This is a genomic window from Bradyrhizobium diazoefficiens (assembly GCF_016612535.1).
Taxonomy (GTDB): Bacteria; Pseudomonadota; Alphaproteobacteria; order Rhizobiales; family Xanthobacteraceae; genus Bradyrhizobium; species Bradyrhizobium diazoefficiens_C.
Map to the genome: position 1 here is coordinate 29,569 of NZ_JAENXS010000008.1, position 22,603 is coordinate 52,171.

Here is a 22,603-nt window from a genome sequence, read left to right on the forward strand (position 1 = left end):
ATGGAATTGAAGGTCACCACCCTCGAGGGCAAGGAAGCCGGCTCGGTCCAGCTTTCCGACACCATTTTCGGCCTTGAGCCGCGCCAGGATATCATTGCGCGTTGCGTGCAGTGGCAGCTCAACAAGCGCCAGGCCGGTACCCACAAGGCCAAGGGGCGCGCCGAGATCTGGCGCACCGGCAAGAAGATGTACAAGCAGAAGGGCACCGGCGGTGCTCGTCACGGCTCGGCTCGCGTGCCGCAGTTCCGTGGCGGCGGCCGTGCCTTCGGTCCGGTGGTGCGTTCGCACGCCACCGACCTGCCGAAGAAGGTCCGTGCGCTCGCTCTCAAGCACGCGCTCTCAGCCAAGGCCAAGGACGGCGATCTCCTCGTGATCGACAAGGCCGCGCTGGAAGCCGCCAAGACCAAGGCGCTGCTCGGTCACTTCTCGGGCCTGGGGCTCACCAACGCGCTGATCATCGACGGCGCCGAGCTCAACAACGGCTTTGCCGCCGCGGCCCGCAACATCCCGAACATGGACGTGCTGCCGATCCAGGGCATCAACGTCTATGACATCCTGCGCCGTCAGAAGCTCGTTCTGACCAAGGCCGCCATCGATGCGCTGGAGGCGCGCTTCAAATGACGAAGAACATCGAGGCTCGCCATTACGACGTGATCGTCGCCCCGGTCGTCACCGAAAAGGCGACGCTGGCGTCCGAGCACAACAAGGTCCTGTTCAAGGTGGCCGCGAAAGCGACCAAGCCGCAGATCAAGGAAGCGATCGAGAAGCTGTTTGACGTCAAGGTCAAGAGCGTCAACACGCTGGTCCGCAAGGGCAAGACCAAGATCTTCCGCGGCAATCTCGGCTCGCAGTCGAACACCAAGCGCGCGATCGTGACCCTCGAAGAGGGCCACCGGATCGACGTCACCACCGGTCTGTAAGGTCGTACGACGATGGCACTGAAGACATTCAATCCCACGACGCCGGGCCAGCGCCAGCTGGTCATGGTCGATCGTTCGGCGCTCTACAAGGGCAAGCCGGTCAAGGCGCTCACCGAAGGCAAGCACTCTTCGGGCGGCCGCAACAACACCGGCCGCATCACCGTCCGCTTCCGCGGCGGTGGTCACAAGCGGACGCTGCGCACCGTCGACTTCAAGCGTGAGAAGATCGACGTTCCCGCAACCGTCGAGCGGCTGGAATACGATCCGAACCGCACCGGCTTCATCGCGCTGATCAAGTATCAGGATGGCGAGCAGGCCTACATCCTGGCGCCGCAGCGCCTGGCGGTCGGGGACACCATCATTGCCGGCAACTACGTCGACGTGAAGCCGGGCAACGTCATGCCGCTCGGCAACATGCCGGTCGGCACGATCATCCACAACATCGAGGTCAAGATCGGGAAGGGCGGCCAGCTCGCCCGCTCCGCCGGCACCTACGCCCAGCTCGTCGGTCGCGACCAGGACTACGTGATCATCCGCCTGAACTCGGGCGAGCAGCGCCTGGTGCACGGCCGTTGCCGCGGCACGATCGGCGCGGTGTCGAACCCGGACCACATGAACACGTCGATCGGCAAGGCCGGCCGCAAGCGTTGGATGGGCCGTCGTCCGCATAACCGCGGCGTCACGATGAACCCGATCGACCATCCGCACGGCGGTGGTGAAGGTCGTACCTCGGGCGGTCGCCACCCGGTCACCCCGTGGGGCAAGCCGACCAAGGGCAAGAAGACCCGCTCCAACAAATCGACCAACAAATTCATTCTCCTAAGCCGCCACAAGCGGAAGAAGTAAGGAACGCCGGACATGGTTCGTTCAGTCTGGAAAGGCCCGTTCGTCGAGGGTTCTCTGCTCAAGAAGGCAGATGCCGCGCGCGCGTCCGGCCGTCACGACGTCATCAAGATCTGGAGCCGTCGCTCGACGATCCTGCCGCAGTTCGTCGGCCTGACCTTCGGCGTCTACAACGGTCAGAAGCACGTGCCGGTGGCCGTCAACGAGGAAATGGTCGGTCACAAGTTCGGCGAGTTCTCGCCGACCCGGACCTTCCATGGCCACTCCGGTGACAAGAAAGCCAAGAAGGCTTGAGGATTAAACGATGAGCAAACCTAAGCGCGAACGGAGCCTCGCCGAGAACGAGGCCAAGGCGGTCGCCCGGATGCTGCGGGTGAGCCCGCAGAAGCTCAACCTGGTCGCCCAGCTCATTCGCGGCCGGAAGGCTTCCGCTGCGCTCGCCGACCTGCAGTTCTCGCGCAAGCGGATCGCGGTCGATGTGAAGAAGTGCCTGGAATCGGCGATCGCCAATGCCGAGAACAACCACGACCTCGACGTCGATGATCTCGTCGTGGCGCAGGCCTTCGTCGGCAACGGCCTCGTGATGAAGCGCTTTGCCGCCCGCGGCCGCGGCCGCTCGGGCCGTGTCTACAAACCATTTTCGCAGCTGACGATCATTGTTCGTCAGGTCGAAGCCGAAGCAGCAGCGGCTTAAGGGTCGCAGGAGAAAACGATGGGTCAAAAGATCAATCCGATCGGTCTGCGTCTCGGCATCAACCGGACCTGGGATTCCCGCTGGTTCGCCGGCAAGCAGGAATACGGCAAGCTGCTGCACGAGGACGTCAAGATCCGCGAGATCCTGCACAAGGAGCTCAAGCAGGCGGCCGTCGCCCGCATCGTGATCGAGCGTCCGCACAAGAAGTGCCGCGTCACCATCCACTCGGCGCGTCCGGGCGTGGTGATCGGCAAGAAGGGCGCCGACATCGACAAGCTGCGCAAGAAGGTCGCGGACATCACCTCGTCCGACGTCGTCATCAACATCGTCGAGATCCGCAAGCCGGAGCTCGATGCGACGCTGGTGGCGGAATCGATCGCACAGCAGCTGGAGCGCCGCGTGGCGTTCCGCCGTGCCATGAAGCGCGCCGTGCAGTCGGCGATGCGTCTCGGCGCGGAAGGCATCCGCATCAACTGCTCGGGTCGTCTGGGCGGTGCGGAAATCGCGCGCATGGAGTGGTATCGCGAAGGTCGCGTGCCGTTGCACACGCTGCGCGCCGACATCGACTACGGCGTTGCGACCGCGTTCACGACCTTCGGCACCTGCGGCGTCAAGGTCTGGATCTTCAAAGGCGAGATCCTCGAGCACGATCCGATGGCCCAGGACAAGAGAATGGCCGAAGGCGAGACCGGTGGCGGTGGTGATCGTGGCGGCCGTCAGCGCCGTGACGCGGCCTGAGCCAGCACAGAGAATTTGAGGGCTTACAGCCATGATGCAACCTAAGAAAACGAAGTTCCGGAAGGCGCATAAGGGCCGGATTCACGGCGTTGCGACTTCGGGCGCGACGTTGGCGTTCGGCCAGTTCGGCCTGAAGGCGACCGAGCCTGAGCGCGTCACTGCGCGCCAGATCGAGGCCGCCCGCCGCGCCCTGACCCGCCACATGAAGCGCGCCGGCCGCGTCTGGATCCGTGTGTTCCCCGACGTCCCGGTGTCGAAGAAGCCGGCCGAAGTCCGCATGGGCTCCGGCAAGGGCGCGCCCGAATTGTGGGTGGCGCGCGTCAAGCCGGGCCGGGTGCTGTTCGAAATCGACGGCGTCAACACCCAGACGGCGCGTGAGGCGCTGACGCTGGCAGCCGCCAAGCTGCCGATCAAGACGCGCTTCGTCGAGCGCATTGCGGAGTAATGGCCATGGCCCAGATGAAGATCGAAGACATCCGCGCGATGAGCCCCGACCAGCAGGACGACGCCGTCCTGAACCTGAAGAAGGAGCGCTTCAACCTGCGCTTCCAGCGTGCCACCGGGCAGCTCGAGAACACCTCGCGCCTGCGCGAGGCTCGCCGCGACATCGCCCGCATCAAGACCGTCGCCGCGCAGAAGCGCGCGAAAGAGAAGTAAGGGGCTTACGAATATGCCGAAACGTACTTTGCAAGGCGTGGTCGTCAGCGACAAGACTGCCAAGACCGTCGTGGTGCGCGTCGATCGCCGCTTCACGCATCCGATCTACAAGAAGACGATCCGCCGTTCGAAGAACTACCACGCGCACGACGAGAACAACGAGTTCAAGCCGGGCGACATGGTGTGGATCGAGGAATCGAAGCCGATTTCGAAGTTGAAGTCCTGGGTCGTGATCCGGGGCGAACACAAGAAAAGCGCCTGATCTGTTGGCTTTGGCCGACTGACTTCAGGGAAATGTTGAGCGCCGGCTAGGCTGGCGCAAAGAGAAGAGGACGAGGTGCATCAATGATTCAGATGCAGACCAACCTCGACGTGGCCGACAATTCTGGCGCACGCCGTGTCATGTGTATCAAGGTGCTCGGAGGCTCCAAGCGCCGCTACGCCACGATCGGCGACATCATCGTCGTCTCGATCAAGGAAGCGATTCCGCGTGGCAAGGTGAAGAAGGGCGACGTGATGAAGGCCGTCGTGGTGCGTGTCCGCAAGGACATCCGCCGCGCCGACGGTTCGGTCATCCGCTTCGACCGCAATGCCGCCGTTCTGATCAACAATCAGTCCGAGCCGGTCGGCACCCGTATCTTCGGGCCCGTGCCGCGCGAGCTGCGCGCCAAGAACCACATGAAGATCATCTCGCTCGCGCCGGAGGTGCTGTGATGGCTGCGAAGATCCGCAAGGGCGACAAGGTCGTCGTGCTGACCGGTCGCGACAAGGGCCGCACCGGCGAAGTATTCGAAGTGCGCCCCGACGCCGGCACGGCGCTCGTGCGCGGCGTCAACATGGTCAAGCGTCACCAGAAGCAGACGCAGGCCCAGGAGGGCGGCATCATCTCGAAGGAGTCGCCGATCCAACTGTCAAACATCGCGTATGTCGGCAAGGACGGAAAGCCGACCCGCGTCGGATTCAAGATTCTGGCGGACGGCAAGAAGGTTCGCATCGCCAAGAGCTCGGGAGCTGAGATCGATGGCTGAGGCCGCTTACACGCCGCGCCTGCGCGCGGAATACGACGCGAAGATCCGCACGGAAATGACCGAGAAGTTCGGTTATGAGAACGTGATGCAGGTTCCGCGCCTGGACAAGGTCGTGCTGAACATGGGCGTCGGCGATTCCGTCAACGACCGCAAGAAGGCCGAGACTGCCGCCGCCGAATTGACGCAGATCGCCGGCCAGAAGGCGATCGTGACCTATTCGCGCATCGCCATCGCGACCTTCAAGTTGCGTGAGAACCAGCCGATCGGCTGCAAGGTCACGCTGCGCAAGGCCCGCATGTACGAGTTCATCGATCGCCTGGTGACGGTCGCGCTGCCGCGCGTCCGCGACTTCCGCGGCCTGAACCCGAAGAGCTTCGACGGCCGCGGCAACTACTCGCTCGGCATCAAGGAGCACATCATTTTCCCCGAGATCGACTTCGACAAGGTCTCGGAAGCCCGCGGTATGGACATCACTGTCTGCACCACGGCCAAGACCGACGACGAGGCGAGGGCCTTGTTGACCGCTTTCAATTTCCCGTTCCGGCAGTGAGACGCTGACCTAAAGCCTCTCAAACGCGGATACCCAGGAGCCAAGCATGGCAAAGAAGAGTTCAGTCGAGAAGAACAACCGGCGCACGCGGATGGCGAAGAACGCCGCCCCCAAGCGTGCGCGGTTGAAGGCGATCATCGCCGACAAGACGCTGCCGATGGAGGAGCGGTTCGCCGCGACCCTGAAGCTTGCGGAAATGCCGCGCAATTCGTCGGCGACCCGCATCCGTCTGCGTTGCGAGCTGTCGGGCCGTCCGCGCTCGAACTACCGCAAGAACAAGCTGTCCCGTATCGCGCTGCGCGAACTTGGCTCCAAGGGCATGGTCCCGGGCCTCGTGAAGTCGAGCTGGTAAGGAGGGTCGTTTAGATGTCTACGCACGATCCAATCAGCGATCTGATCACCCGCATCCGCAACGCGCAGATGCGCGCGAAGAGCAAGGTTTCCACGCCCGGCTCGAGGATGCGCGAGAATGTGCTCGAGGTGCTGAAGAGCGAGGGCTATATCCGCGGCTACGCTACGGTTGAACATGCCTCGGGCCGCAGCGAGATCGAGATCGAGTTGAAGTATTTCGACGGCGAGCCCGTCATCCGCGAGATCGAACGAGTCTCCAAGCCCGGGCGTCGTGTCTACGCCTCGGTCAAGGCTCTGCCGCGGGTCAATAACGGACTCGGTATTTCGGTGCTGTCGACGCCGAAGGGGATCATGGCCGACCACAGTGCGCGTGAAGCGAACGTGGGCGGTGAAGTCCTCTTCACGGTGTTCTGAGAAGGATTTTTGATCCATGTCACGTGTTGGCAAAAGACCTGTAGCGGTGCCGTCGGGCGTTACGGCGACCGTCGACGGGCAGACCGTCAAGATGAAGGGGCCGAAGGGCCAGCTTCAGTTCGTCGTCCATAACGACGTCGAAGTGAAGCTCGAGGGCGGCCAGGTGAAGGTTGCACCGCGGGTCGAGACCAATCGCGCGCGGGCGCTGTACGGCACCGCTCGCGCCCAGGTCGCGAATCTGGTCGAAGGTGTCACCAAGGGCTTCGAGAAGAAGCTCGAAATCACCGGCGTCGGTTACCGCGCCGCGATGCAGGGCAAGAACCTGCAGCTCGCGCTCGGCTACAGCCACGACGTGGTTTATGCGATCCCCGAGGGGATCACGATCACCGTGCCGAAGCCGACCGAGATCACGGTGACCGGCAGCGACATCCAGCGTGTCGGCCAGGTCGCCGCCGAGATTCGCTCCTATCGTCCGCCGGAGCCCTACAAGGGCAAGGGCGTGAAGTATGTCGGCGAATTCATCTTCCGCAAGGAAGGCAAGAAGAAGTAACGGAGCCGGTCATGTCGAAAGTCAAGGTTACGAATGCCCGGCGCAAGCGGAGTGTGCGGCTGAAGCTGCGTCGCTCCGGTGGCGGCCGTCCGCGCCTGTCCGTGTTCCGCTCGTCGAAGCACATCTATGCCCAGGTCATCGACGACCTGAAGGGCGAGACGCTGGCCTCGGCCTCGTCGCTCGAGAAGTCGATGCGCGACGGCGGCAAGACCGGCGCCGACATCGATGCGGCGAAGGCGGTCGGCAAGCTGCTGGCCGAGCGCGCTGCCGAGAAGGGCGTCAAGGAAGTCGTGTTCGATCGCGGCAGCTACCTCTACCACGGGCGCGTCAAGGCACTGGCCGACGCGGCGCGTGAGAGCGGGCTGAGCTTCTAACAGAATTTGAGGATTGAGGCGTAAGCCTCTGAAGGATTGGAAAAATGGCAGAACGCGAACAACGTGGTGGACGCGATCAACGCGGCGGTGGACGTGACCGCCAGCAGCGCGAGGAGCGCGACAGCGAGTTCGTCGACAAGCTCGTCCACATCAACCGCGTCGCCAAGGTCGTCAAGGGCGGCAAGCGCTTCGGTTTCGCAGCGCTGGTCGTGATCGGCGATCAGAAGGGCCGTGCCGGCTTCGGTCACGGCAAGGCGCGCGAAGTGCCAGAGGCGATCCGCAAGGCCACCGAATCCGCCAAGCGCAACCTGACCCGCGTGTCGCTGCGCGAGGGCCGCACGCTGCATCACGACATCGCCGGCCGTCATGGCGCGGGCCGTGTCTATCTGCGTGCAGCTCCGGCCGGTACCGGCATCATCGCCGGCGGCCCGATGCGCGCCGTGTTCGAGACGCTCGGCGTCCAGGACGTGGTGGCGAAGTCGATCGGCTCGTCGAACCCGTACAACATGGTGCGCGCGACCTTCGATGCGCTGAAGCATCAGGACAGCCCGCGTTCGGTCGCGGCGCGCCGCAACATCAAGGTGTCCACCCTTCAGGGTCGTCGCGTCGGCGGCGATGCCGAGGCGGCGGCGGACTAACCAACGCTTTTCGGAGTAGACCACGATGGCCAAGGCCGCAAAGACGATCAAGCTTGAGCAGACCGGCAGCGCGATCCGCCGCCATCACTCGCAGCGTTCGACCCTGATCGGGCTCAAGCTCAACAAGATCGGCCGCACCAGCGAACTGCCGGACACCCCGGCGGTCCGCGGCATGATCGAAAAGGTTCACCATCTCGTTCGCATTGTCGACGAGAAGTAAAATTGCGCGCATGATCCCGAAGAGCGGCTACCGGTTTTCGGACCAGATCATGCGCAAAACACAAGGAGCAGGGCGATGAAGCTCAGCGATATCGCCGACAACGCCGGCTCGCGCAAGAAGCGTATGCGCGTCGGCCGTGGCATTGGTTCGGGCAAGGGCAAGCAGTCCGGCCGCGGCGGCAAAGGCCAGACCGCGCGTTCGGGCGTGCGCATCAAGGGTTTCGAAGGCGGCCAGATGCCGTTGCATCGCCGCCTGCCGAAGCGCGGCTTCAACAACATCTTCCGCGTCGAGTTCGCCGAGATCAATCTCGACCGGCTCCAGGATGCGGTCGATGCCAAGAAGCTCGATACCGGCAGCGTCGTGAACGTCGAGGCCCTGGTGAAGGCGGGCGTGCTGCGCCGCGCCAAGGCCGGCCTGCGGCTGCTCGGCCGGGGTGAGCTCAAGGCCAAACTGAACATCGAAGTGCATGGTGCCACCAAGACCGCGATTGAAGCGGTCGAGAAGGCCGGCGGTTCGGTGAAGATCCTCGCTGCCCCCAAGGAAGAAGGCGAGGCGGCGTAACAACTGCGTCATCGGCCCGCGCCTCGCGGGCCTTTGCGCATGCGGGACGATGGACTTATCGAAGCCGAAGCCCCAGATAATGTCCGGCGTCCGCGAAAGTAGCCCGGCCGCGGGTATGACGGCGCAAAAGGCGGCGGGAGAAAGTCCAATATGGCCTCTGCAGCGGAACAACTGGCAGCCAACCTCAATTTCGGCGCGTTTGCCAAGGCCGACGAGCTGAAGAAGCGCATCTGGTTCACCCTGGGTGCGCTGCTCGTTTATCGGCTCGGCACCTACATCCCGCTGCCTGGCATCGATCCCAACATCTGGGAGCAGGTCTTCCGCTCGCAGGCGGGCGGCATCCTCGGCATGTTCAACATGTTCGCCGGCGGCGGTATCCACCGCATGGCGATCTTCGCGCTGAACATCATGCCGTATATCTCGGCCTCGATCATCATCCAGCTCCTCACCACCGTCTCGCCGCAGCTCGAGGCGCTGAAGAAGGAAGGTGAGGCGGGCCGCAAGACGCTGAACCAGTACACCCGCTACCTCACGGTGATCCTGGCTGCGTTCCAGTCCTACGGCATTGCGGTCGGTCTCGAAGGCGCCGGCAACGTCGTCAGCGACCCCGGCATGTTCTTCCGGATCTCCACCGCGATCACGCTGACCGGCGGCACCATGTTCCTGATGTGGCTGGGCGAGCAGATCACCTCGCGCGGCATCGGCAACGGCATCTCGCTGATCATTCTCTCCGGTATCGTCGCCGAGCTGCCCGCAGCACTGGCCAATATGCTCGAGCTCGGCCGTCAGGGCGCAATGTCGACCGGCCTCATCCTGGTCGTGATCGTGATGGCGGTCGCCGTGATCGCCTTCATCGTGTTCATGGAGCGCGCCCAGCGCCGGCTGCTGATCCAGTATCCGAAGCGCCAGGTCGGCAACAAGATGTTCGAGGGCCAGTCCTCGCATCTGCCGCTCAAGCTCAACACCTCCGGCGTGATCCCGCCGATCTTCGCGTCCTCGCTGCTGTTGCTGCCGACCACGGTTGCGAACTTCAACGCGGGCCGCGGGCCGGAATGGTTCCAGTGGATCACGACCCAGCTCGGCCACGGCCGCCCGCTGTTCCTGGTCCTCTATCTCGCGCTGATCGTGTTCTTCGCCTTCTTCTACACCGCGATCGTGTTCAACCCGACCGAGACCGCGGACAATCTGAAGAAGCATGGCGGCTTTATCCCGGGCATCCGTCCGGGCGAGCGCACCGCGGAATACATCGACTACGTGCTGTCGCGCATCACCGTGCTCGGCGCGATCTACCTCGCGATCGTCTGCTTGATTCCGGAAATCCTGATCTCCTATGCCTCAGTGCCGTTCTACTTCGGTGGCACCTCGCTGCTGATCGTGGTCAGTGTCACCATGGACACGGTGGCGCAGGTGCAGGGCTATCTGCTCGCCCATCAGTATGAAGGCCTGATCCGGAAGTCGAAGCTGCGGGGCCGCCGCCGCTAAGACGCGGCGTCCTCTCGAGGCGGCGCGCCTGTGCCGCCGATTCGCCGCGCGAGTAACGCGCGGCGCCCGCCGAGGTGATCAGCCGGTCATTCGGTCGTATCGGCAGAGCGGCTCTCACTGCGACGCAAACCCTGATTTCAAAGGCCTTCTTGGCGTCCGGGCATTCGCTCACCCATGATATGGGTAGCGGTGCGGCGCTGATTGTGGTTTGCACTATTCTCGATCTTCAAACACAGGTGCGCGACGTATCGCTCACCAATCCGGGGGGCGTACGCCAATGAGAATTATACTTCTGGGACCGCCGGGCTCAGGCAAGGGGACCCAGGCGCAGCTGCTGGTGCAGCGCTATGGCATCGTTCAGCTCTCGACCGGCGAGATGTTGCGTGCAGCGGTAGCGGCCGGAACGCCGGTCGGGCTGAAGGCCAAGGAGATCATGGCCGGTGGCGGCCTTGTCCCCGACGAGGTTGTGGTCGGCATTATCTCCGACCGCATCGACCAGCCGGACGCGAAGAACGGTTTCATCCTTGACGGCTTCCCGCGCACCGTGCCGCAGGCCGAGGCACTGGACGAACTGCTCAAGCACAAGCACCTGAAGCTCGACGCCGTGATCGAGCTCCGCGTCAACGAGAGCGCGCTGTTGAGCCGTGTCGAGACCCGCGTGGCCCAGATGCGGGAGCGCGGTGAGGAAGTCCGAGTCGACGACACCCCGGAGGTCCTGACCAGGCGACTCGCCAGCTACCGCAGCCAGACAGAACCGTTGATTCACTACTATTCCGAGCGGCGGAAGCTCTCCACCATCGACGGCATGATGGCTATCGACGAGGTGACCCGCGCCATCCACCGCCAGCTGCTGGCGCTGGGGGCGGTCGAGCCCAAGAGCCACGCCAGAAGCGCGGCCAGGGCGGCGCCGGCCAAGAAAGCCAAGAAAACGGCTCGAAAACCGGAAAAAGCTGCCAAAAAGGCCGCCAAATCGGTCAAGTCCCCTAAAAAGGCAGCCAAGAAGGCTGTGAAGGGCGCCAAGAAGGCAGCCAAGAAAGCGGTCAAAAAGACCTCCAAAAAGGCCGCTAAGAAGGCCGTCAAAAAAGGTTCGAAGAAGGGTCCAAAAAAGGTCACGAAAAAGCGAGCCAAGCGCTAGCAGCGGTTGACGAAAGCCCCCTGAATCCCTTAATAAGCCCCGCATCCAAGTCGGATAGTTTCAAACGATGCCGGGCCCCAGGAAGACCAGGGGTGGGCGTCGTGTTCGCGTTTGTGAACACCTGCCCGAGAAACCAAGCACTTAAAGACCGCTTCCTGACGAGGAATCGGCAACAGGAGAAGGCCGTGGCCCGTATTGCCGGCGTGAACATTCCGACCAACAAGCGCGTGCTGATCGCGCTCCAGTACATCCATGGCATCGGCCAGAAGATCGCTGGTGAGATTCTCGAAAAGGTGAAGATCCCCGAGGATCGCCGCGTCAACCAGCTCAGCGACGCCGAGGTGCTCCAGATCCGCGAAGTCATCGACCGCGACTATCTCGTCGAGGGCGATCTGCGTCGTGAGGTCGGCATCAACATCAAGCGTCTGATGGACCTCGGCTGCTATCGCGGCCTGCGTCATCGTCGCGGTCTGCCGGTGCGTGGCCAGCGTACCCACACCAATGCGCGTACGCGCAAGGGTCCGGCCAAGGCCATCGCCGGCAAGAAGAAGTAAGTTTTCGAATCCAACCACGGCGTGTGGCGAAGCGGGGCGACCCGTTCGCCACACGCCTTTCGTTCCACAGGTGTAGCCGCTGGCATTACGGCGGCGTTTGAGATCTCCAGGAAAGGTACTCTATGGGCAAGGAAGCCACCCGCGTTCGTCGTCGTGAGCGCAAGAACATCGCCTCCGGCGTCGCGCACGTGAACTCGTCGTTCAACAACACGACCATCACCATCACCGATGCGCAGGGCAACACGATTGCCTGGTCGTCCGCCGGCACGATGGGCTTCAAGGGCTCGCGCAAGTCGACCCCGTATGCCGCGCAGGTAGCAGCCGAAGACGTGTCCAAGAAGGCGCAGGAACACGGCATGCGCACGCTGGAAGTCGAAGTCGCTGGTCCCGGTTCGGGCCGTGAGTCGGCGCTCCGTGCGCTGCAGGCCGCGGGCTTCACCGTCACCTCGATCCGCGACGTGACCACGATCCCGCACAACGGTTGCCGTCCCCGCAAGCGTCGGCGCGTTTGATACCAAGTTGCGGGCGCATGGTCGCCCGCAACGACTTTTTGCGAAGCCGCGGGAATGATCTGCGGCCTTTCTCCAACGCCAGTATTTGAGTTCTCAAATCGACTGGCCCGTATGGGTGAAACAGTGACGATCCAGAAAAATTGGCAAGAACTGATCCGGCCGAACAAGCTCCAGGTCATTGCTGGTAGCGATCCGGCCCGTTTTGCGACCGTGGTTGCCGAACCGCTCGAGCGCGGCTTCGGCCAGACGCTCGGCAACGCGCTGCGCCGCATCCTGCTCTCCTCGCTCCAGGGCGCGGCGGTGCAGTCGGTGCACATCGACGGCGTGCTGCACGAGTTCTCCTCGATCGCTGGCGTCCGTGAGGACGTCACCGACATCGTGCTCAACATCAAGGACATCGCGATCAAGATGCAGGGCGAAGGCCCCAAGCGCATGGTCGTGAAGAAGCAGGGCCCGGGGAGCGTCACTGCCGGCGACATCCAGACCGTGGGCGACGTCGTGGTGCTCAACCCCGACCTCCAGATCTGCACGCTGGACGAAGGCGCCGAAATCCGCATGGAGTTCACGGTCGCAACCGGCAAGGGCTACGTGCCCGCCGAGCGCAACCGTCCCGAGGACGCGCCGATCGGCCTGATCCCGGTCGACAGCCTGTACTCGCCGGTCCGCAAGGTCTCCTACAAGGTCGAGAACACCCGCGAGGGCCAGATCCTCGACTACGACAAGCTGACCATGACGATCGAGACCAACGGCGCGCTGACGCCGGATGATTCCGTGGCCTATGCCGCGCGCATCCTGCAGGACCAGCTCAACGTGTTCGTCAACTTCGAAGAGCCGCGCAAGGAAGTCGCCCAGGAGATCATCCCGGACCTCGCCTTCAACCCCGCCTTCCTCAAGAAGGTGGACGAGCTCGAGCTATCGGTGCGTTCGGCCAACTGCTTGAAGAACGACAACATCGTCTACATCGGCGACCTCGTGCAGAAGTCGGAGGCGGAAATGCTCCGCACTCCGAACTTCGGCCGCAAGTCGCTGAACGAGATCAAGGAAGTGCTGGCCCAGATGGGTCTGCATCTCGGTATGGAAGTGCCGGGCTGGCCGCCGGAGAACATCGACGAGCTCGCCAAGCGGTTCGAGGATCACTACTGAGTTAGGCGAATAGGGAGTGGCGAATAGCGAATAGCTACTCGCCATTCGCTTCTCGCTATCTGGGCGAACGCAGGCAGCCCACCTGAGCAACTGGTCCGACGAACCATCGCGGCAGTTCATACGTAAGGAATAGTTACATGCGTCACGGCAAGGTTCATCGGAAGCTCAACCGCACCGCCGAGCATCGCCGCGCGATGTTCGCCAACATGTGCGCCGCGCTGATCAAGCACGAGCAGATCGTCACCACGCTGCCCAAGGCGAAGGAATTGCGTCCGATCGTCGAGAAGCTCATCACCCTCGGCAAGAAGGGTGGGCTGGCGATGCGCCGTCAGGCGATCTCCGAGATGCGCGACAAGGACCAGGTCCGGAAGCTGTTCGACACGCTCGCGCCCCGCTACAAGGACCGCCAGGGCGGCTACACCCGCATCATCAAGGCGGGCTTCCGCTACGGCGACAACGCCGCGATGGCCGTGATCGAGTTCGTCGACCGCGACGTCGATGCCAAGGGCCAGGACTCCGGTCCGGTGCAGGCCAAGGAAGCCGAGGCGGCGTAAGGCCGGCTGGTCGGTACTCTGAGTTTCGAGAAAGCGGCGCCTCTGGGCGCCGTTTTTTTTGATGTTGTAGGGTGGGCAAAGGCGCGCTTGCGCCATGCCCACCTCTTTCTCGCACCAAGGGACGATGGTGGGCACGCTGCGCGTTGCCCACTACAGGCTCACGCATCGGTGAGCGGCGATTGCATCCGCTTCCGCAGCGCACGATATCGGCATCGACATCGAAGGAGATATCCCATGAAGATCGACCTTTCCGGAAAGACCGCACTCGTGACCGGCTCGACCGCCGGCATCGGCCACGCCATCGCCAAGGGCCTTGCCGGCTCGGGCGCGAGCGTGGTGATCAACGGTCGTAGCCAGGACAAGGTCGACGCGGCCGTGCGCAAGCTGGAAGGGACGGGTGCCAAGGTGCGTGGTATCGCCGCCGACGTCTCGACGGCTTCGGGATGCAAGGCGCTGGTCGCGGCACTGCCCGACGTCGATATCCTCATCAACAATGCCGGTATCTTCGAGCCAAAAGACTTTTTCGAGATTCCGGACGAGGATTGGAGCCGCTTCTTCGAGGTCAATGTGATGAGCGGCGTGCGGCTCTCGCGCGCGTATATGAAGGGCATGCTCAAGCGCAGTTGGGGCCGCATCGTCTTCATCTCCTCCGAATCCGGGCTCAACATCCCCGTCGAGATGATCCATTACGGCATGAGCAAGACGGCCCAGCTCTCGGTCGCCCGCGGCCTGGCGCAGCTGACCCGCGGCACCGGCGTCACGGTGAATTCGGTGCTGCCGGGGCCGACCATGTCGGAAGGCGTCGAGACCTTCGTGAAGGATCTCGCCAAGCAGAACGGCCAGTCGTTGGATGAAGCCGCTGCCAATTTCGTCAAGCAGCATCGCCCGAGTTCGCTGATCCAACGTTTTGCGAGTGTCGACGAGATCGCCAACATGGTGATCTACGTCGCGTCGAAGGAAGCCTCCGCGACCAACGGCGCGGCGCTGCGCGCGGAAGGCGGCATCGTCAATACGATTGCTTAGCACGAGGACTCGTAGGGTGGGTTAGCCGAAGGCGTAACCCACCTCTTTACATTCCGCGCGTTGACAGGTTGTGGGTTACGCTTCGCTAACCCAACCTACGTGGCGAGTGTGTTTACCACCCCTCCAGCACGATCTTGCCGCGCGACTTGCCGCTCTCGAGCAGCGCATGCGCGCGCTTGAGGTTGGCTGCGTTGATCGTGCCAAAAGTCTGGTCGAGCGTGGTGCGCAGCACGCCCTTGTCGATGAGGTCGGCGACGTCGTCCAGCAGATGATGCTGCGCGATCATGTCCGGCGTCTGGAACGAGGAGCGCGTGAACATCGATTCCCAGTGCACCGAGATCGCCTTGCCCTTGAATGCGGCAACCGTGAATTCCGGGGGATCGTCGATCAGGCCGAACCGGCCCTGCGGCGCCATGAAATCGGCAATGCTCTTGTAGTGCTGGTCGGTGAAGGTGAGGCTCGCCACCAGCGCGACCGGCGGCAGCTTCAGTTTCTCGATCTGCTCCTTCATCGGCTTGCCGTGATCGATCACCGCATGCGCGCCGAGATCGAGGCACCATTTTTGCGATTCCGGCCGCGTCGCGGTCGCAACCACGGTGAGGCCGGTGAGGCGGCGCGCGAGCTGGATTAGGATCGAGCCGACACCGCCGGCGCCACCGGTGATCAGCAGCGTCCGCGGATCGACGCTCTTGCCGGGGAGGGCGCCGAGCCGGTCGAACAGCAATTCCCACGCCGTGATGGAGGTGAGGGGAAGAGCGGCGGCTTGCGCGAACGTGAGCGACTTCGGCTTGTTGCCGACGATGCGTTCGTCAACCAGGTGGAATTCGGAATTGGTGCCCTGGCGCAGGATCGAGCCCGCGTAAAACACCTCGTCGCCCGGCTTGAACAGCGTGACCTCGGGCCCGACGGAATCGACCACGCCGGCCGCGTCATAGCCCAGAATCTTGGTCTCGCCTTCGGGCGGGACGGCGCGCTTGCGCACCTTGTAGTCGACCGGATTGGCCGAGATCGCCTTCACCGCGACGCGGATGTCGCGTCCCTTGGGGTCTAGCTTGGCGGTCTCGAAATCGATCAGCGCGTCCTGATCCTCGATCGGAAGCGATTTCTTGTAGCCGACGGCCTTCATGGCTTGTCTCCATCAGATGGCGTGTTCGCCCGCCGCTTCTTAACTGTCGCGCTAGCTCCAATTTGGCAAGTACTGTAAATTCGGGGAACTAATTAGGCCCTGTTTGGATACTATCAGGAAAACACGCATGAAGCGGCGCAACTTTGCCCGTCGTCCCGGCTGCTCGGTCGAGGCGACGCTGGATCTGATCGACGGCAAGTGGAAGGGCGTGATCCTGTACCACCTCCAGGACGGCACCCAGCGCTTTGGCGAACTGCGCCGCAGGATGCCCGGGATCACCCAGCGCATGCTGACCAAACAGCTTCGCGCGCGGGAGCAGGACCAGCTCGTCATCCGCAAGGTCTACGCAGAGGTGCCGCCGCGGGTGGAATACACGCTCTCCGAACTCGGCGAGAGTCTGCGCCCGGTGATCGACATTCTGAAAGCGTGGGGCGAGGGCCATCAGGAGCGGCTGTCCTGCGTGCCGGCGCCTGAAGCCGAGCCTGTCAAGAAGCCGAAGCGCGCGGCGTGAGTGTCCGGGAGCGGACCGTATCGCTCCCGGATGAGATCGCCTCAGAACGCGAACTGCGTGCGCATCGCGACCGCGTCGAAGTTCGAGCCCGTATTCGCGAATGCCGTGGGCGGCAATGTCTGTTTGGAGACGTTGCCGTGCAGGTAGTCGAGCATGAAGCGGACGTTGCCGTTGACGTACCAGTTGAGCGCCAGTGTGTAGACGTTCTGGCGCCCACCCGCGACGCCGTTGGCGCTCGCAAGCTGATCGTTGAGGTCGATTGTCGAGAAGCGTCCAGCGATTTCCCACGCACCCCAGCCGCCGCCATCGAGCGAGAACGGATGCGCCGGCTTGACGCCATTATAGGCGGCGTTTCCAGCGTTATAGGTGTGGGTCTCACCCGTCAGCACATAGCCAGCCTGGGCGTAACCGCCCTGGAATTTGAGGCTCGGTGCACCGACCAGCGGCACGCTGGTGCTCGCGGTGCGGTCGACATTGTACCAGAAATATTCGCCCTGGACGATGAACGAACCGTAGGTCGCCGCCGCTTCGACGCTGTAGACCTGCGCGCCCGAGACGTTGGCGATAGCGCCCGTCGACACCAGTGTCGTCGGGTCGAGCCGCAATTCCGGACGATCGCTGAGCGCGAGCGTTTGCGTGTTCGCGATCAGATTGCGCGGCGGCTGGATCAGCCACTGCGCGTCGGCGCCGATATGCACCGAGTAATCCTTGCCGCTGATGGGGTTGCCCGCAACGCGCGCCACTGCGCCATACTGCTCGCTTGTGCCGGCCGGCGCGGCGCTCGATGCGGAGTGGATCGCGCCGCTCGACGGACCGGTGGCATAGCCGCCGATCCAGAGCTGGTCGTTGAACCAGCGCGCGCCGGCCGCTGAGCGGAAGTCGCCGGCAGCGATGTTGGTGGCGACCACGCCGGGCGAAGCGCGCTCCATGAACATGATGTCGTTGGAGCTGGTGGCCTCATCCAGGGTATAGGGCAGGTCCATGATGCCGGCTTCGACCGCCATCCTGCCGCCGAACGGCTTCAGGCCGGTGTAGCTCAGATAGGCGTTCTCGATGCCGGAGGTGCCGCCGCCCGGCAGCGATCCCGGCGCAGCGCCGCCGAAACCGTCGGACGAGCCGCCGAAATCGTAGACCAGCGCGAAATTCCAATCGTTGAAGAATTTGCCGACGATGCCGATGCGCGCGCGGCGGACGTTCTCGCCGCTGTCGAGCTTCTGCGGCACGGTAGCGGCCGTGTTGGGACGATAGTCGTAGCCGCCGACATCCCAATGCACGCGGCCGGTGATCGCGACGCAGTTTGCCCCGTCGGCGGTGCAGATGGTCGGCCGGTTGTTCGGCATCGTCACGATGACGCCGGATAACGGTGGCGCGCCTTTGACCGGATACGCTGCGTTGGCGTTGGCGACGACTACCTTCGCCTCGGAGCGGGCTTCGGCCTTGGCCTCGGCCTTTGCTTCAGCCTTGGTTTTCGCCGTGGCCGCCGTGTTCGCGGCAGTCTGGCTTTGGAGCTTGTCGAGCTTCTGCTCCAGCATCTTCAACTGCTGCTTCAGGAGCGCGATCTCCTGATCGCTGTTGCTTGCTGATTGGGCCTGGGCCTGCGAGGCCGCCAGTGCGCCGGCGAGACCAATCGCCGCGGCTGCAATTCTTGTCCTGCTCACGTCACCACTCCATCGGTTAGACCAACTTCCCCAAGTCGCCACGGGAGAGCCTAAGAAGGATCGATGACTGTCCCACGACGGCGCGCCACGGCTGCAACGGTTCCCACTGATGTAAATTCGCCGCAGCCGAATCCGCCATCCGACAACATGCAAGATGACGCGCGTCATGCCAATGAGCGGCGCCAGCCAGATTGTCTTTTTGCACGCGGAGCTTGCGTTCCGGTCACACCGGGAGGGCGCCGAATATTGCCCCCTTGCGCCCTTCTATTGGGGGGCGAACGCGCCTATATTCCGGCGTCTTTTCCAAGAGGTAGGAATGTTTCGATCGATCTCGACCGCCGTTGTCACGGCAATGTGCATGGCCTTTTCGGCCGGTCTCAATCCTGCCCGCGCGCAGGATCGCCGGGTGCCGTCATCGCCGGCCGAACTGCGGCTGTCCTATGCACCGATCGTGCAGCGAGTGCAGCCTGCGGTCGTCAACGTCTATGCCGCCAAGGTGGTGCAGAACCGCAACCCGTTGCTGGACGACCCGATCTTCCGCCGCTTCTTCGGCGTGCCGGGCCAGCAGCAGGAGCAGGTGCAGCGGTCGCTCGGTTCGGGCGTGATCGTCGACTCGTCCGGGCTCGTCGTCACCAATGTCCATGTCATCGAAGGCGCCGACCAGGTGAAGGTGTCATTGTCGGACAAGCGCGAGTTCGAGGCCGAGATCGTGCTGAAGGATCCCCGCAGCGACCTTGCGGTGCTGCGCCTCAAGGACAGCCATGAAAAGTTTCCGGCTCTCGACTTCACCAATTCGGATGAGCTGATGGTCGGCGACGTCGTGCTCGCGATCGGCAATCCCTTCGGCGTCGGCCAGACTGTGACCCACGGCATCATCTCGGCGCTCGCGCGCACACAGGTTGGCATCACCGACTACCAGTTCTTCATCCAGACCGACGCACCGATCAATCCCGGCAATTCCGGCGGCGCACTGGTCGACATGAACGGCCGGCTCGCCGGTATCAACACCGCGATCTACTCGCGCTCCGGCGGCTCGCAAGGCATCGGCTTTGCGATCCCTGCTAACATGGTGCGCGTGGTCGTCGCCTCCGCCAAGAGCGGCGGCAAGGCGGTGAAGCGGCCATGGCTTGGTGCCAAGTTGCAGGCCGTGACGCCTGAGATCGCCGAAAGCCTCGGCCTGCGCTCGCCAACCGGCGCGCTGGTCGCAAGCGTGGTGCCGAACGGCCCCGCGGCGAAGGCCGGCCTGAAATCCTCCGACCTGATCATTGGCATCGACGGGCAGACCGTCGATGATCCCAATGCCTTCGAGTATCGTTTCGCGACGCGCCCGCTCGGCGGCACCGCGCAGATCGACGTGCAGCGTGGCGGCAAGCCGGCAAAGTTGACCGTGGCGCTGGAGTCCGCGCCGGACGCCGGCCGCAACGAGCTCGTCGTCACCGCGCGCTCGCCGTTCCAGGGCGCCAAGGTCTCGACCATTACGCCGGCAGTAGCCGACGAGCTGCATCTCGATGCCGACACCGAGGGCGTCGTCATCACCGAACTCGGGGATGACTCGCCGGCCGCTCAGGTCGGCTTCCAGAAGGGAGACATCATCCTGGCCGTCAACAACCAGAAGATCGGCAAGACCGGCGACCTCGAGAAGGTGGCAGGCGTAAGCCAGCGGATCTGGCGCATCACGCTGGTGCGTGGCGGTCAGCAGATCAACGTCACGCTGGGCGGATGAGTCCGAAGCGACCACGGGAGACGCCAACTCTCTTTGCCGCGGCAGGGCTCGATCACGACGCTCCGCATCCGCTGCCGGACCGGCTGCGGCCGCGTGCGCTGTCGGAGGTCGTCGGCCAGGATCACATCCTCGGCCCCGACGGCGCGCTGACGCGCATGCTGGAGACGCGTACGCTCGGCTCGCTGGTGTTCTGGGGGCCGCCGGGCACCGGCAAGACCACGGTGGCGCGGCTGCTGGCGGATGCGACCGATCTGCATTTCGAGCAGATCTCTGCGGTGTTCTCCGGCGTCGCCGACCTGAAGAAGGCCTTTGACGCCGCGCGGGCCCGCCGCGAGATGGGCAAGGGCACGCTGCTGTTCGTCGACGAGGTTCATCGCTTCAATCGGGCCCAGCAGGATTCGTTTCTGCCTGTCATGGAAGACGGCACAGTGGTGATGGTCGGTGCCACCACCGAAAACCCGTCCTTCGAGCTCAACGCGGCGCTTTTGTCCCGCGCACGCGTGCTGGTGTTTCGCTCGCTCGATGCCGCCGCGATCGAAAAGCTGTTCGCGCATGCCGAGGAGGTCGAGGGCCGCAAGCTGCCGCTCGATGCGGAAGCGCGTGCCGTGCTGGTGCGCATGGCCGATGGCGATGGCAGGGCCGCGCTGACGCTCGCCGAAGAGGTCTGGCGCTCGGCGCGGGCCGACGAGATATTCAACGCGGCGCAGTTGCAAGAGATTCTACAACGCCGCGCGCCGATCTACGACAAATCCGCCGATGGCCATTACAACCTGATCTCGGCGCTGCATAAGTCGGTGCGTGGCTCCGATCCGGATGCCGCGCTGTATTACCTCGCGCGCATGCTGGACGCCGGCGAGGATCCGCTGTTCCTGGCGCGCCGCGTCGTGCGCATGGCGGTGGAGGATATTGGGCTCGCCGATCCGCAGGCGCTCGTCATCGCCAATGCGGCGAAGGACGCCTTCGACTTCCTCGGTCATCCCGAAGGCGAGCTCGCCATCGCGCAGGCGGTGGTCTATCTCGCCACGGCGCCGAAATCGAATGCGGTCTACGCCGCTTTCGGCACGGCGATGCAGGTTGCAAAACAGGCCGGCTCGCTGCTGCCGCCCAAGCACATCCTCAATTCCCCGACCAAGCTGATGAAGTCGGAAGGCTACGGCGCAGCCTACGAATACGATCACGACGCGCCCGACGCCTTCTCCGGCCAGGACTACTTTCCGGAAGCCCTGGGCCGCCAGACCTTCTACGACCCGCCCGAGCGCGGTTTCGAGCGCGAGATCCGGAAGCGTTTGGATTACTGGGCGAAGCTGCGCAAGGAGCGGGGTGGTTCGCGCTAGAAACGGCCATTTCGCCGTGACGGGAGCCGGCTTTTGGGGTACGCAGGCAGCATGAGCCGCCGCATCAAAAGAACCGATCCAAAGCCCCGTTCGCGCGACGAGCGCAAGGAAACGCGCCCATTCAAGGCGCGTAGCGCGAAGACAGCCGGGCCGCGTCCGGGCGGTAAGGCCGGTGCGAAGCCGCCGCGGTTTGCTTCCGAGCGCGCCGAGCGGCGGGCGCCCAAAGCTGAGATGGAAAAGCCGGCGCCCGAAAAGCCGGTCGAGGCGTTGCTGCCGACCAAGGTGCAGACCGTCACTGTCACGGCCGATGAGAACAACATGCGTGTCGATCGTTTCCTCGAAGCGCGCTTTCCCGGCCTGTCGTTCTCCCACATCCAGCGCGTCGTGCGCAAAGGCGAGCTGCGCGTCGACGGCAAGCGCGTCGACAGCAAGGATCGGCTCGAGGAAGGGCAGAGCGTGCGCATTCCGCCGCTGAAGCTCGACACGCCGAAGGCGGCCAGCCCGCAGTCGGAAGCAGCCCAAAAGACGCTTGCCACGCTGAAGGAGATGACGATCTACGAGGACGATGACGTCCTCGTCCTGAACAAGCCTGCGGGCCTCGCCGTGCAGGGTGGCTCGGGCATGACGCGCCACGTCGACCAGATGCTGGAGGTGATGCGCGATTCCAAGGGGCAGAAGCCGCGCCTCGTGCACCGCATCGACAGGGAGACGTCGGGCTGCCTCCTGATCGCGAAGACGCGCTTTGCCGCCTCGTATCTGACCGGCGCATTCCGCGAGCGGTCGGCGCGGAAAACCTATTGGGCGCTGGTGCCGGGGCTGCCGAAGCCGAAGCAGGGCCGCATCTCGACTTTCCTCGCCAAGGAAGAGAGCGAGGACGACACCATCATGCGCATCGCGCAGCATGGCGACGAGGGCGCCAGCCACGCGGTGACCTATTACGCGGTGGTCGAGACCGCCGGCAGCAAGCTGACCTGGGTGTCGCTGAAGCCGGTGACGGGGCGCACCCACCAGCTGCGCGCGCACATGGAGCATATCGGCCATCCCATCGTCGGCGATCCCAAATATTTCAATATCGAGAACTGGCAATTGCCGGGCGGCCTGCAAAACCGGCTGCATCTCTTGGCGAGGCGTATTGTCATTCCGCATCCGCGCGGCGGCGTGATCGACGCCACCGCGCCATTGCCTCAGCACATGCAGCAGTCGTGGAATTTGCTCGGGCTGGACGCAAGCCGGTTCGATCCGATCGAGAACGCGCCGGAAGAGTAGGGGCGCTGGGGAGCGCAGTGTTTCTCCGAAGTCGTCCCGGCCTA

32 protein-coding genes are annotated in these 22,603 nt (G+C 63.8%); 30 read left to right on the forward strand and 2 right to left on the reverse strand.

Features of this window, described 5'->3' with window-relative positions; all coding sequences use genetic code 11:
• The 26 genes from rplD to JJE66_RS37595 all read left to right on the forward strand — a co-directional run bounded on the left by rplD (position 1) and on the right by JJE66_RS37595 (position 14,941).
• Positions 1–621, forward strand: a complete 621-nt coding sequence (gene rplD / locus JJE66_RS37470) for a 50S ribosomal protein L4 (protein ID WP_027535291.1) — start codon at positions 1–3, stop codon at positions 619–621.
• A complete protein-coding gene (locus JJE66_RS37475; protein ID WP_195803897.1) occupies positions 618–920 on the forward strand; it encodes a 50S ribosomal protein L23 in 303 nt (100 codons plus the stop codon). Before rplD ends, JJE66_RS37475 begins: the two co-directional genes overlap by 4 nt.
• 12 nt (positions 921–932) lie before the next feature.
• Positions 933–1,766 (forward strand): 50S ribosomal protein L2, encoded by an 834-nt coding sequence (gene rplB / locus JJE66_RS37480; RefSeq protein WP_200520810.1) that lies wholly within the window; start codon positions 933–935, stop codon positions 1,764–1,766.
• A gap of 12 nt (positions 1,767–1,778) precedes the next feature.
• Complete coding sequence (gene rpsS, locus JJE66_RS37485) at positions 1,779–2,057, forward strand: 30S ribosomal protein S19 (protein ID WP_008136357.1); 279 nt, start codon at positions 1,779–1,781, stop codon at positions 2,055–2,057.
• Between the two features lie 10 nt (positions 2,058–2,067).
• The gene (gene rplV / locus JJE66_RS37490) at positions 2,068–2,457 is read left to right on the forward strand and encodes a 50S ribosomal protein L22 (protein WP_057745488.1); all 390 of its coding nucleotides are present in this window, start codon (positions 2,068–2,070) and stop codon (positions 2,455–2,457) included.
• Positions 2,458–2,475: 18 nt separating this feature from the next.
• On the forward strand, positions 2,476–3,195 hold the full coding sequence (gene rpsC / locus JJE66_RS37495) for a 30S ribosomal protein S3 (RefSeq protein WP_027535295.1): 720 nt from the start codon (positions 2,476–2,478) through the stop codon (positions 3,193–3,195).
• Positions 3,196–3,226: 31 nt separating this feature from the next.
• A complete protein-coding gene (gene rplP / locus JJE66_RS37500; RefSeq protein WP_148750337.1) occupies positions 3,227–3,640 on the forward strand; it encodes a 50S ribosomal protein L16 in 414 nt (137 codons plus the stop codon).
• A 5-nt stretch (positions 3,641–3,645) separates the two neighbouring features.
• On the forward strand, positions 3,646–3,852 hold the full coding sequence (gene rpmC, locus JJE66_RS37505) for a 50S ribosomal protein L29 (protein WP_094895733.1): 207 nt from the start codon (positions 3,646–3,648) through the stop codon (positions 3,850–3,852).
• A 13-nt stretch (positions 3,853–3,865) separates the two neighbouring features.
• Entirely contained in the window at positions 3,866–4,114 is a 249-nt protein-coding gene (gene rpsQ, locus JJE66_RS37510; RefSeq protein WP_200520811.1) for a 30S ribosomal protein S17, read from the forward strand.
• 83 nt (positions 4,115–4,197) lie between these two features.
• On the forward strand, positions 4,198–4,566 hold the full coding sequence (gene rplN, locus JJE66_RS37515; protein WP_007603030.1) for a 50S ribosomal protein L14: 369 nt from the start codon (positions 4,198–4,200) through the stop codon (positions 4,564–4,566).
• Complete coding sequence (rplX, locus tag JJE66_RS37520) at positions 4,566–4,880, forward strand: 50S ribosomal protein L24 (protein ID WP_200520812.1); 315 nt, start codon at positions 4,566–4,568, stop codon at positions 4,878–4,880. The genes rplN and rplX overlap by 1 nt, the downstream gene beginning before the upstream one ends.
• Positions 4,873–5,430, forward strand: coding sequence for a 50S ribosomal protein L5 (gene rplE / locus JJE66_RS37525; RefSeq protein ID WP_200520813.1), 558 nt, complete (start codon positions 4,873–4,875; stop codon positions 5,428–5,430). The genes rplX and rplE overlap by 8 nt, the downstream gene beginning before the upstream one ends.
• 46 nt (positions 5,431–5,476) lie before the next feature.
• Positions 5,477–5,782, forward strand: coding sequence for a 30S ribosomal protein S14 (gene rpsN / locus JJE66_RS37530; protein ID WP_200520814.1), 306 nt, complete (start codon positions 5,477–5,479; stop codon positions 5,780–5,782).
• 14 nt (positions 5,783–5,796) lie between these two features.
• Positions 5,797–6,195 carry a 30S ribosomal protein S8 gene (rpsH, locus tag JJE66_RS37535; protein ID WP_200520815.1) on the forward strand — a complete coding sequence of 133 codons (399 nt, stop codon included), beginning with the start codon at positions 5,797–5,799 and terminating at the stop codon, positions 6,193–6,195.
• A gap of 16 nt (positions 6,196–6,211) precedes the next feature.
• Complete coding sequence (gene rplF / locus JJE66_RS37540) at positions 6,212–6,745, forward strand: 50S ribosomal protein L6 (RefSeq protein ID WP_200520816.1); 534 nt, start codon at positions 6,212–6,214, stop codon at positions 6,743–6,745.
• Positions 6,746–6,756: 11 nt separating this feature from the next.
• Positions 6,757–7,119 carry a 50S ribosomal protein L18 gene (gene rplR / locus JJE66_RS37545; protein ID WP_200520817.1) on the forward strand — a complete coding sequence of 121 codons (363 nt, stop codon included), beginning with the start codon at positions 6,757–6,759 and terminating at the stop codon, positions 7,117–7,119.
• 44 nt (positions 7,120–7,163) lie between these two features.
• The gene (gene rpsE / locus JJE66_RS37550; RefSeq protein ID WP_027535306.1) at positions 7,164–7,757 is read left to right on the forward strand and encodes a 30S ribosomal protein S5; all 594 of its coding nucleotides are present in this window, start codon (positions 7,164–7,166) and stop codon (positions 7,755–7,757) included.
• Positions 7,758–7,782: 25 nt separating this feature from the next.
• On the forward strand, positions 7,783–7,977 hold the full coding sequence (rpmD, locus tag JJE66_RS37555) for a 50S ribosomal protein L30 (protein ID WP_011088137.1): 195 nt from the start codon (positions 7,783–7,785) through the stop codon (positions 7,975–7,977).
• Between the two features lie 75 nt (positions 7,978–8,052).
• On the forward strand, positions 8,053–8,538 hold the full coding sequence (rplO, locus tag JJE66_RS37560; RefSeq protein ID WP_200520818.1) for a 50S ribosomal protein L15: 486 nt from the start codon (positions 8,053–8,055) through the stop codon (positions 8,536–8,538).
• A 150-nt stretch (positions 8,539–8,688) separates the two neighbouring features.
• Positions 8,689–10,020: a preprotein translocase subunit SecY gene (gene secY / locus JJE66_RS37565; protein WP_200520819.1), complete on the forward strand. Its 1,332-nt coding sequence runs from the start codon at positions 8,689–8,691 to the stop codon at positions 10,018–10,020.
• Between the two features lie 277 nt (positions 10,021–10,297).
• Positions 10,298–11,155, forward strand: a complete 858-nt coding sequence (locus JJE66_RS37570) for an adenylate kinase (protein ID WP_200520820.1) — start codon at positions 10,298–10,300, stop codon at positions 11,153–11,155.
• A gap of 185 nt (positions 11,156–11,340) precedes the next feature.
• Positions 11,341–11,709, forward strand: coding sequence for a 30S ribosomal protein S13 (gene rpsM, locus JJE66_RS37575; protein ID WP_014494511.1), 369 nt, complete (start codon positions 11,341–11,343; stop codon positions 11,707–11,709).
• Positions 11,710–11,831: 122 nt separating this feature from the next.
• Positions 11,832–12,221 carry a 30S ribosomal protein S11 gene (gene rpsK, locus JJE66_RS37580; RefSeq protein ID WP_007603045.1) on the forward strand — a complete coding sequence of 130 codons (390 nt, stop codon included), beginning with the start codon at positions 11,832–11,834 and terminating at the stop codon, positions 12,219–12,221.
• 111 nt (positions 12,222–12,332) lie between these two features.
• A complete protein-coding gene (locus JJE66_RS37585; protein ID WP_200520821.1) occupies positions 12,333–13,364 on the forward strand; it encodes a DNA-directed RNA polymerase subunit alpha in 1,032 nt (343 codons plus the stop codon).
• Between the two features lie 137 nt (positions 13,365–13,501).
• Entirely contained in the window at positions 13,502–13,918 is a 417-nt protein-coding gene (gene rplQ, locus JJE66_RS37590) for a 50S ribosomal protein L17 (RefSeq protein ID WP_200520822.1), read from the forward strand.
• Positions 13,919–14,152: 234 nt separating this feature from the next.
• Positions 14,153–14,941 carry an SDR family NAD(P)-dependent oxidoreductase gene (locus JJE66_RS37595; protein ID WP_200520823.1) on the forward strand — a complete coding sequence of 263 codons (789 nt, stop codon included), beginning with the start codon at positions 14,153–14,155 and terminating at the stop codon, positions 14,939–14,941.
• 112 nt (positions 14,942–15,053) lie between these two features.
• On the opposite strand, the gene JJE66_RS37600 is transcribed toward JJE66_RS37595, so the two are convergent.
• On the reverse strand, positions 15,054–16,067 hold the full coding sequence (locus tag JJE66_RS37600) for a zinc-binding alcohol dehydrogenase family protein (RefSeq protein WP_200520824.1): 1,014 nt from the start codon (positions 16,065–16,067) through the stop codon (positions 15,054–15,056).
• 127 nt (positions 16,068–16,194) lie between these two features.
• Here JJE66_RS37600 and JJE66_RS37605 point away from each other — a divergent pair, with 127 nt between their 5' ends.
• Positions 16,195–16,578, forward strand: a complete 384-nt coding sequence (locus JJE66_RS37605) for a helix-turn-helix domain-containing protein (protein WP_200520825.1) — start codon at positions 16,195–16,197, stop codon at positions 16,576–16,578.
• 41 nt (positions 16,579–16,619) lie between these two features.
• Here the strand turns inward: JJE66_RS37605 and JJE66_RS37610 are convergent, their stop codons facing one another.
• Positions 16,620–18,236: an OprO/OprP family phosphate-selective porin gene (locus JJE66_RS37610; RefSeq protein ID WP_200520826.1), complete on the reverse strand. Its 1,617-nt coding sequence runs from the start codon at positions 18,234–18,236 to the stop codon at positions 16,620–16,622.
• Positions 18,237–18,552: 316 nt separating this feature from the next.
• Between JJE66_RS37610 and JJE66_RS37615 the strand changes: the two genes are divergently transcribed.
• From JJE66_RS37615 to JJE66_RS37625, 3 genes are read left to right on the forward strand one after another with little or no spacing between them, the layout of a single operon-like run.
• A complete protein-coding gene (locus tag JJE66_RS37615; RefSeq protein ID WP_200520827.1) occupies positions 18,553–19,959 on the forward strand; it encodes a DegQ family serine endoprotease in 1,407 nt (468 codons plus the stop codon).
• On the forward strand, positions 19,956–21,293 hold the full coding sequence (locus tag JJE66_RS37620; RefSeq protein WP_200520828.1) for a replication-associated recombination protein A: 1,338 nt from the start codon (positions 19,956–19,958) through the stop codon (positions 21,291–21,293). Before JJE66_RS37615 ends, JJE66_RS37620 begins: the two co-directional genes overlap by 4 nt.
• Positions 21,294–21,344: 51 nt before the next feature.
• Positions 21,345–22,559, forward strand: coding sequence for an RluA family pseudouridine synthase (locus JJE66_RS37625; RefSeq protein WP_200520829.1), 1,215 nt, complete (start codon positions 21,345–21,347; stop codon positions 22,557–22,559).
• Positions 22,560–22,603 lie beyond the last annotated feature (44 nt).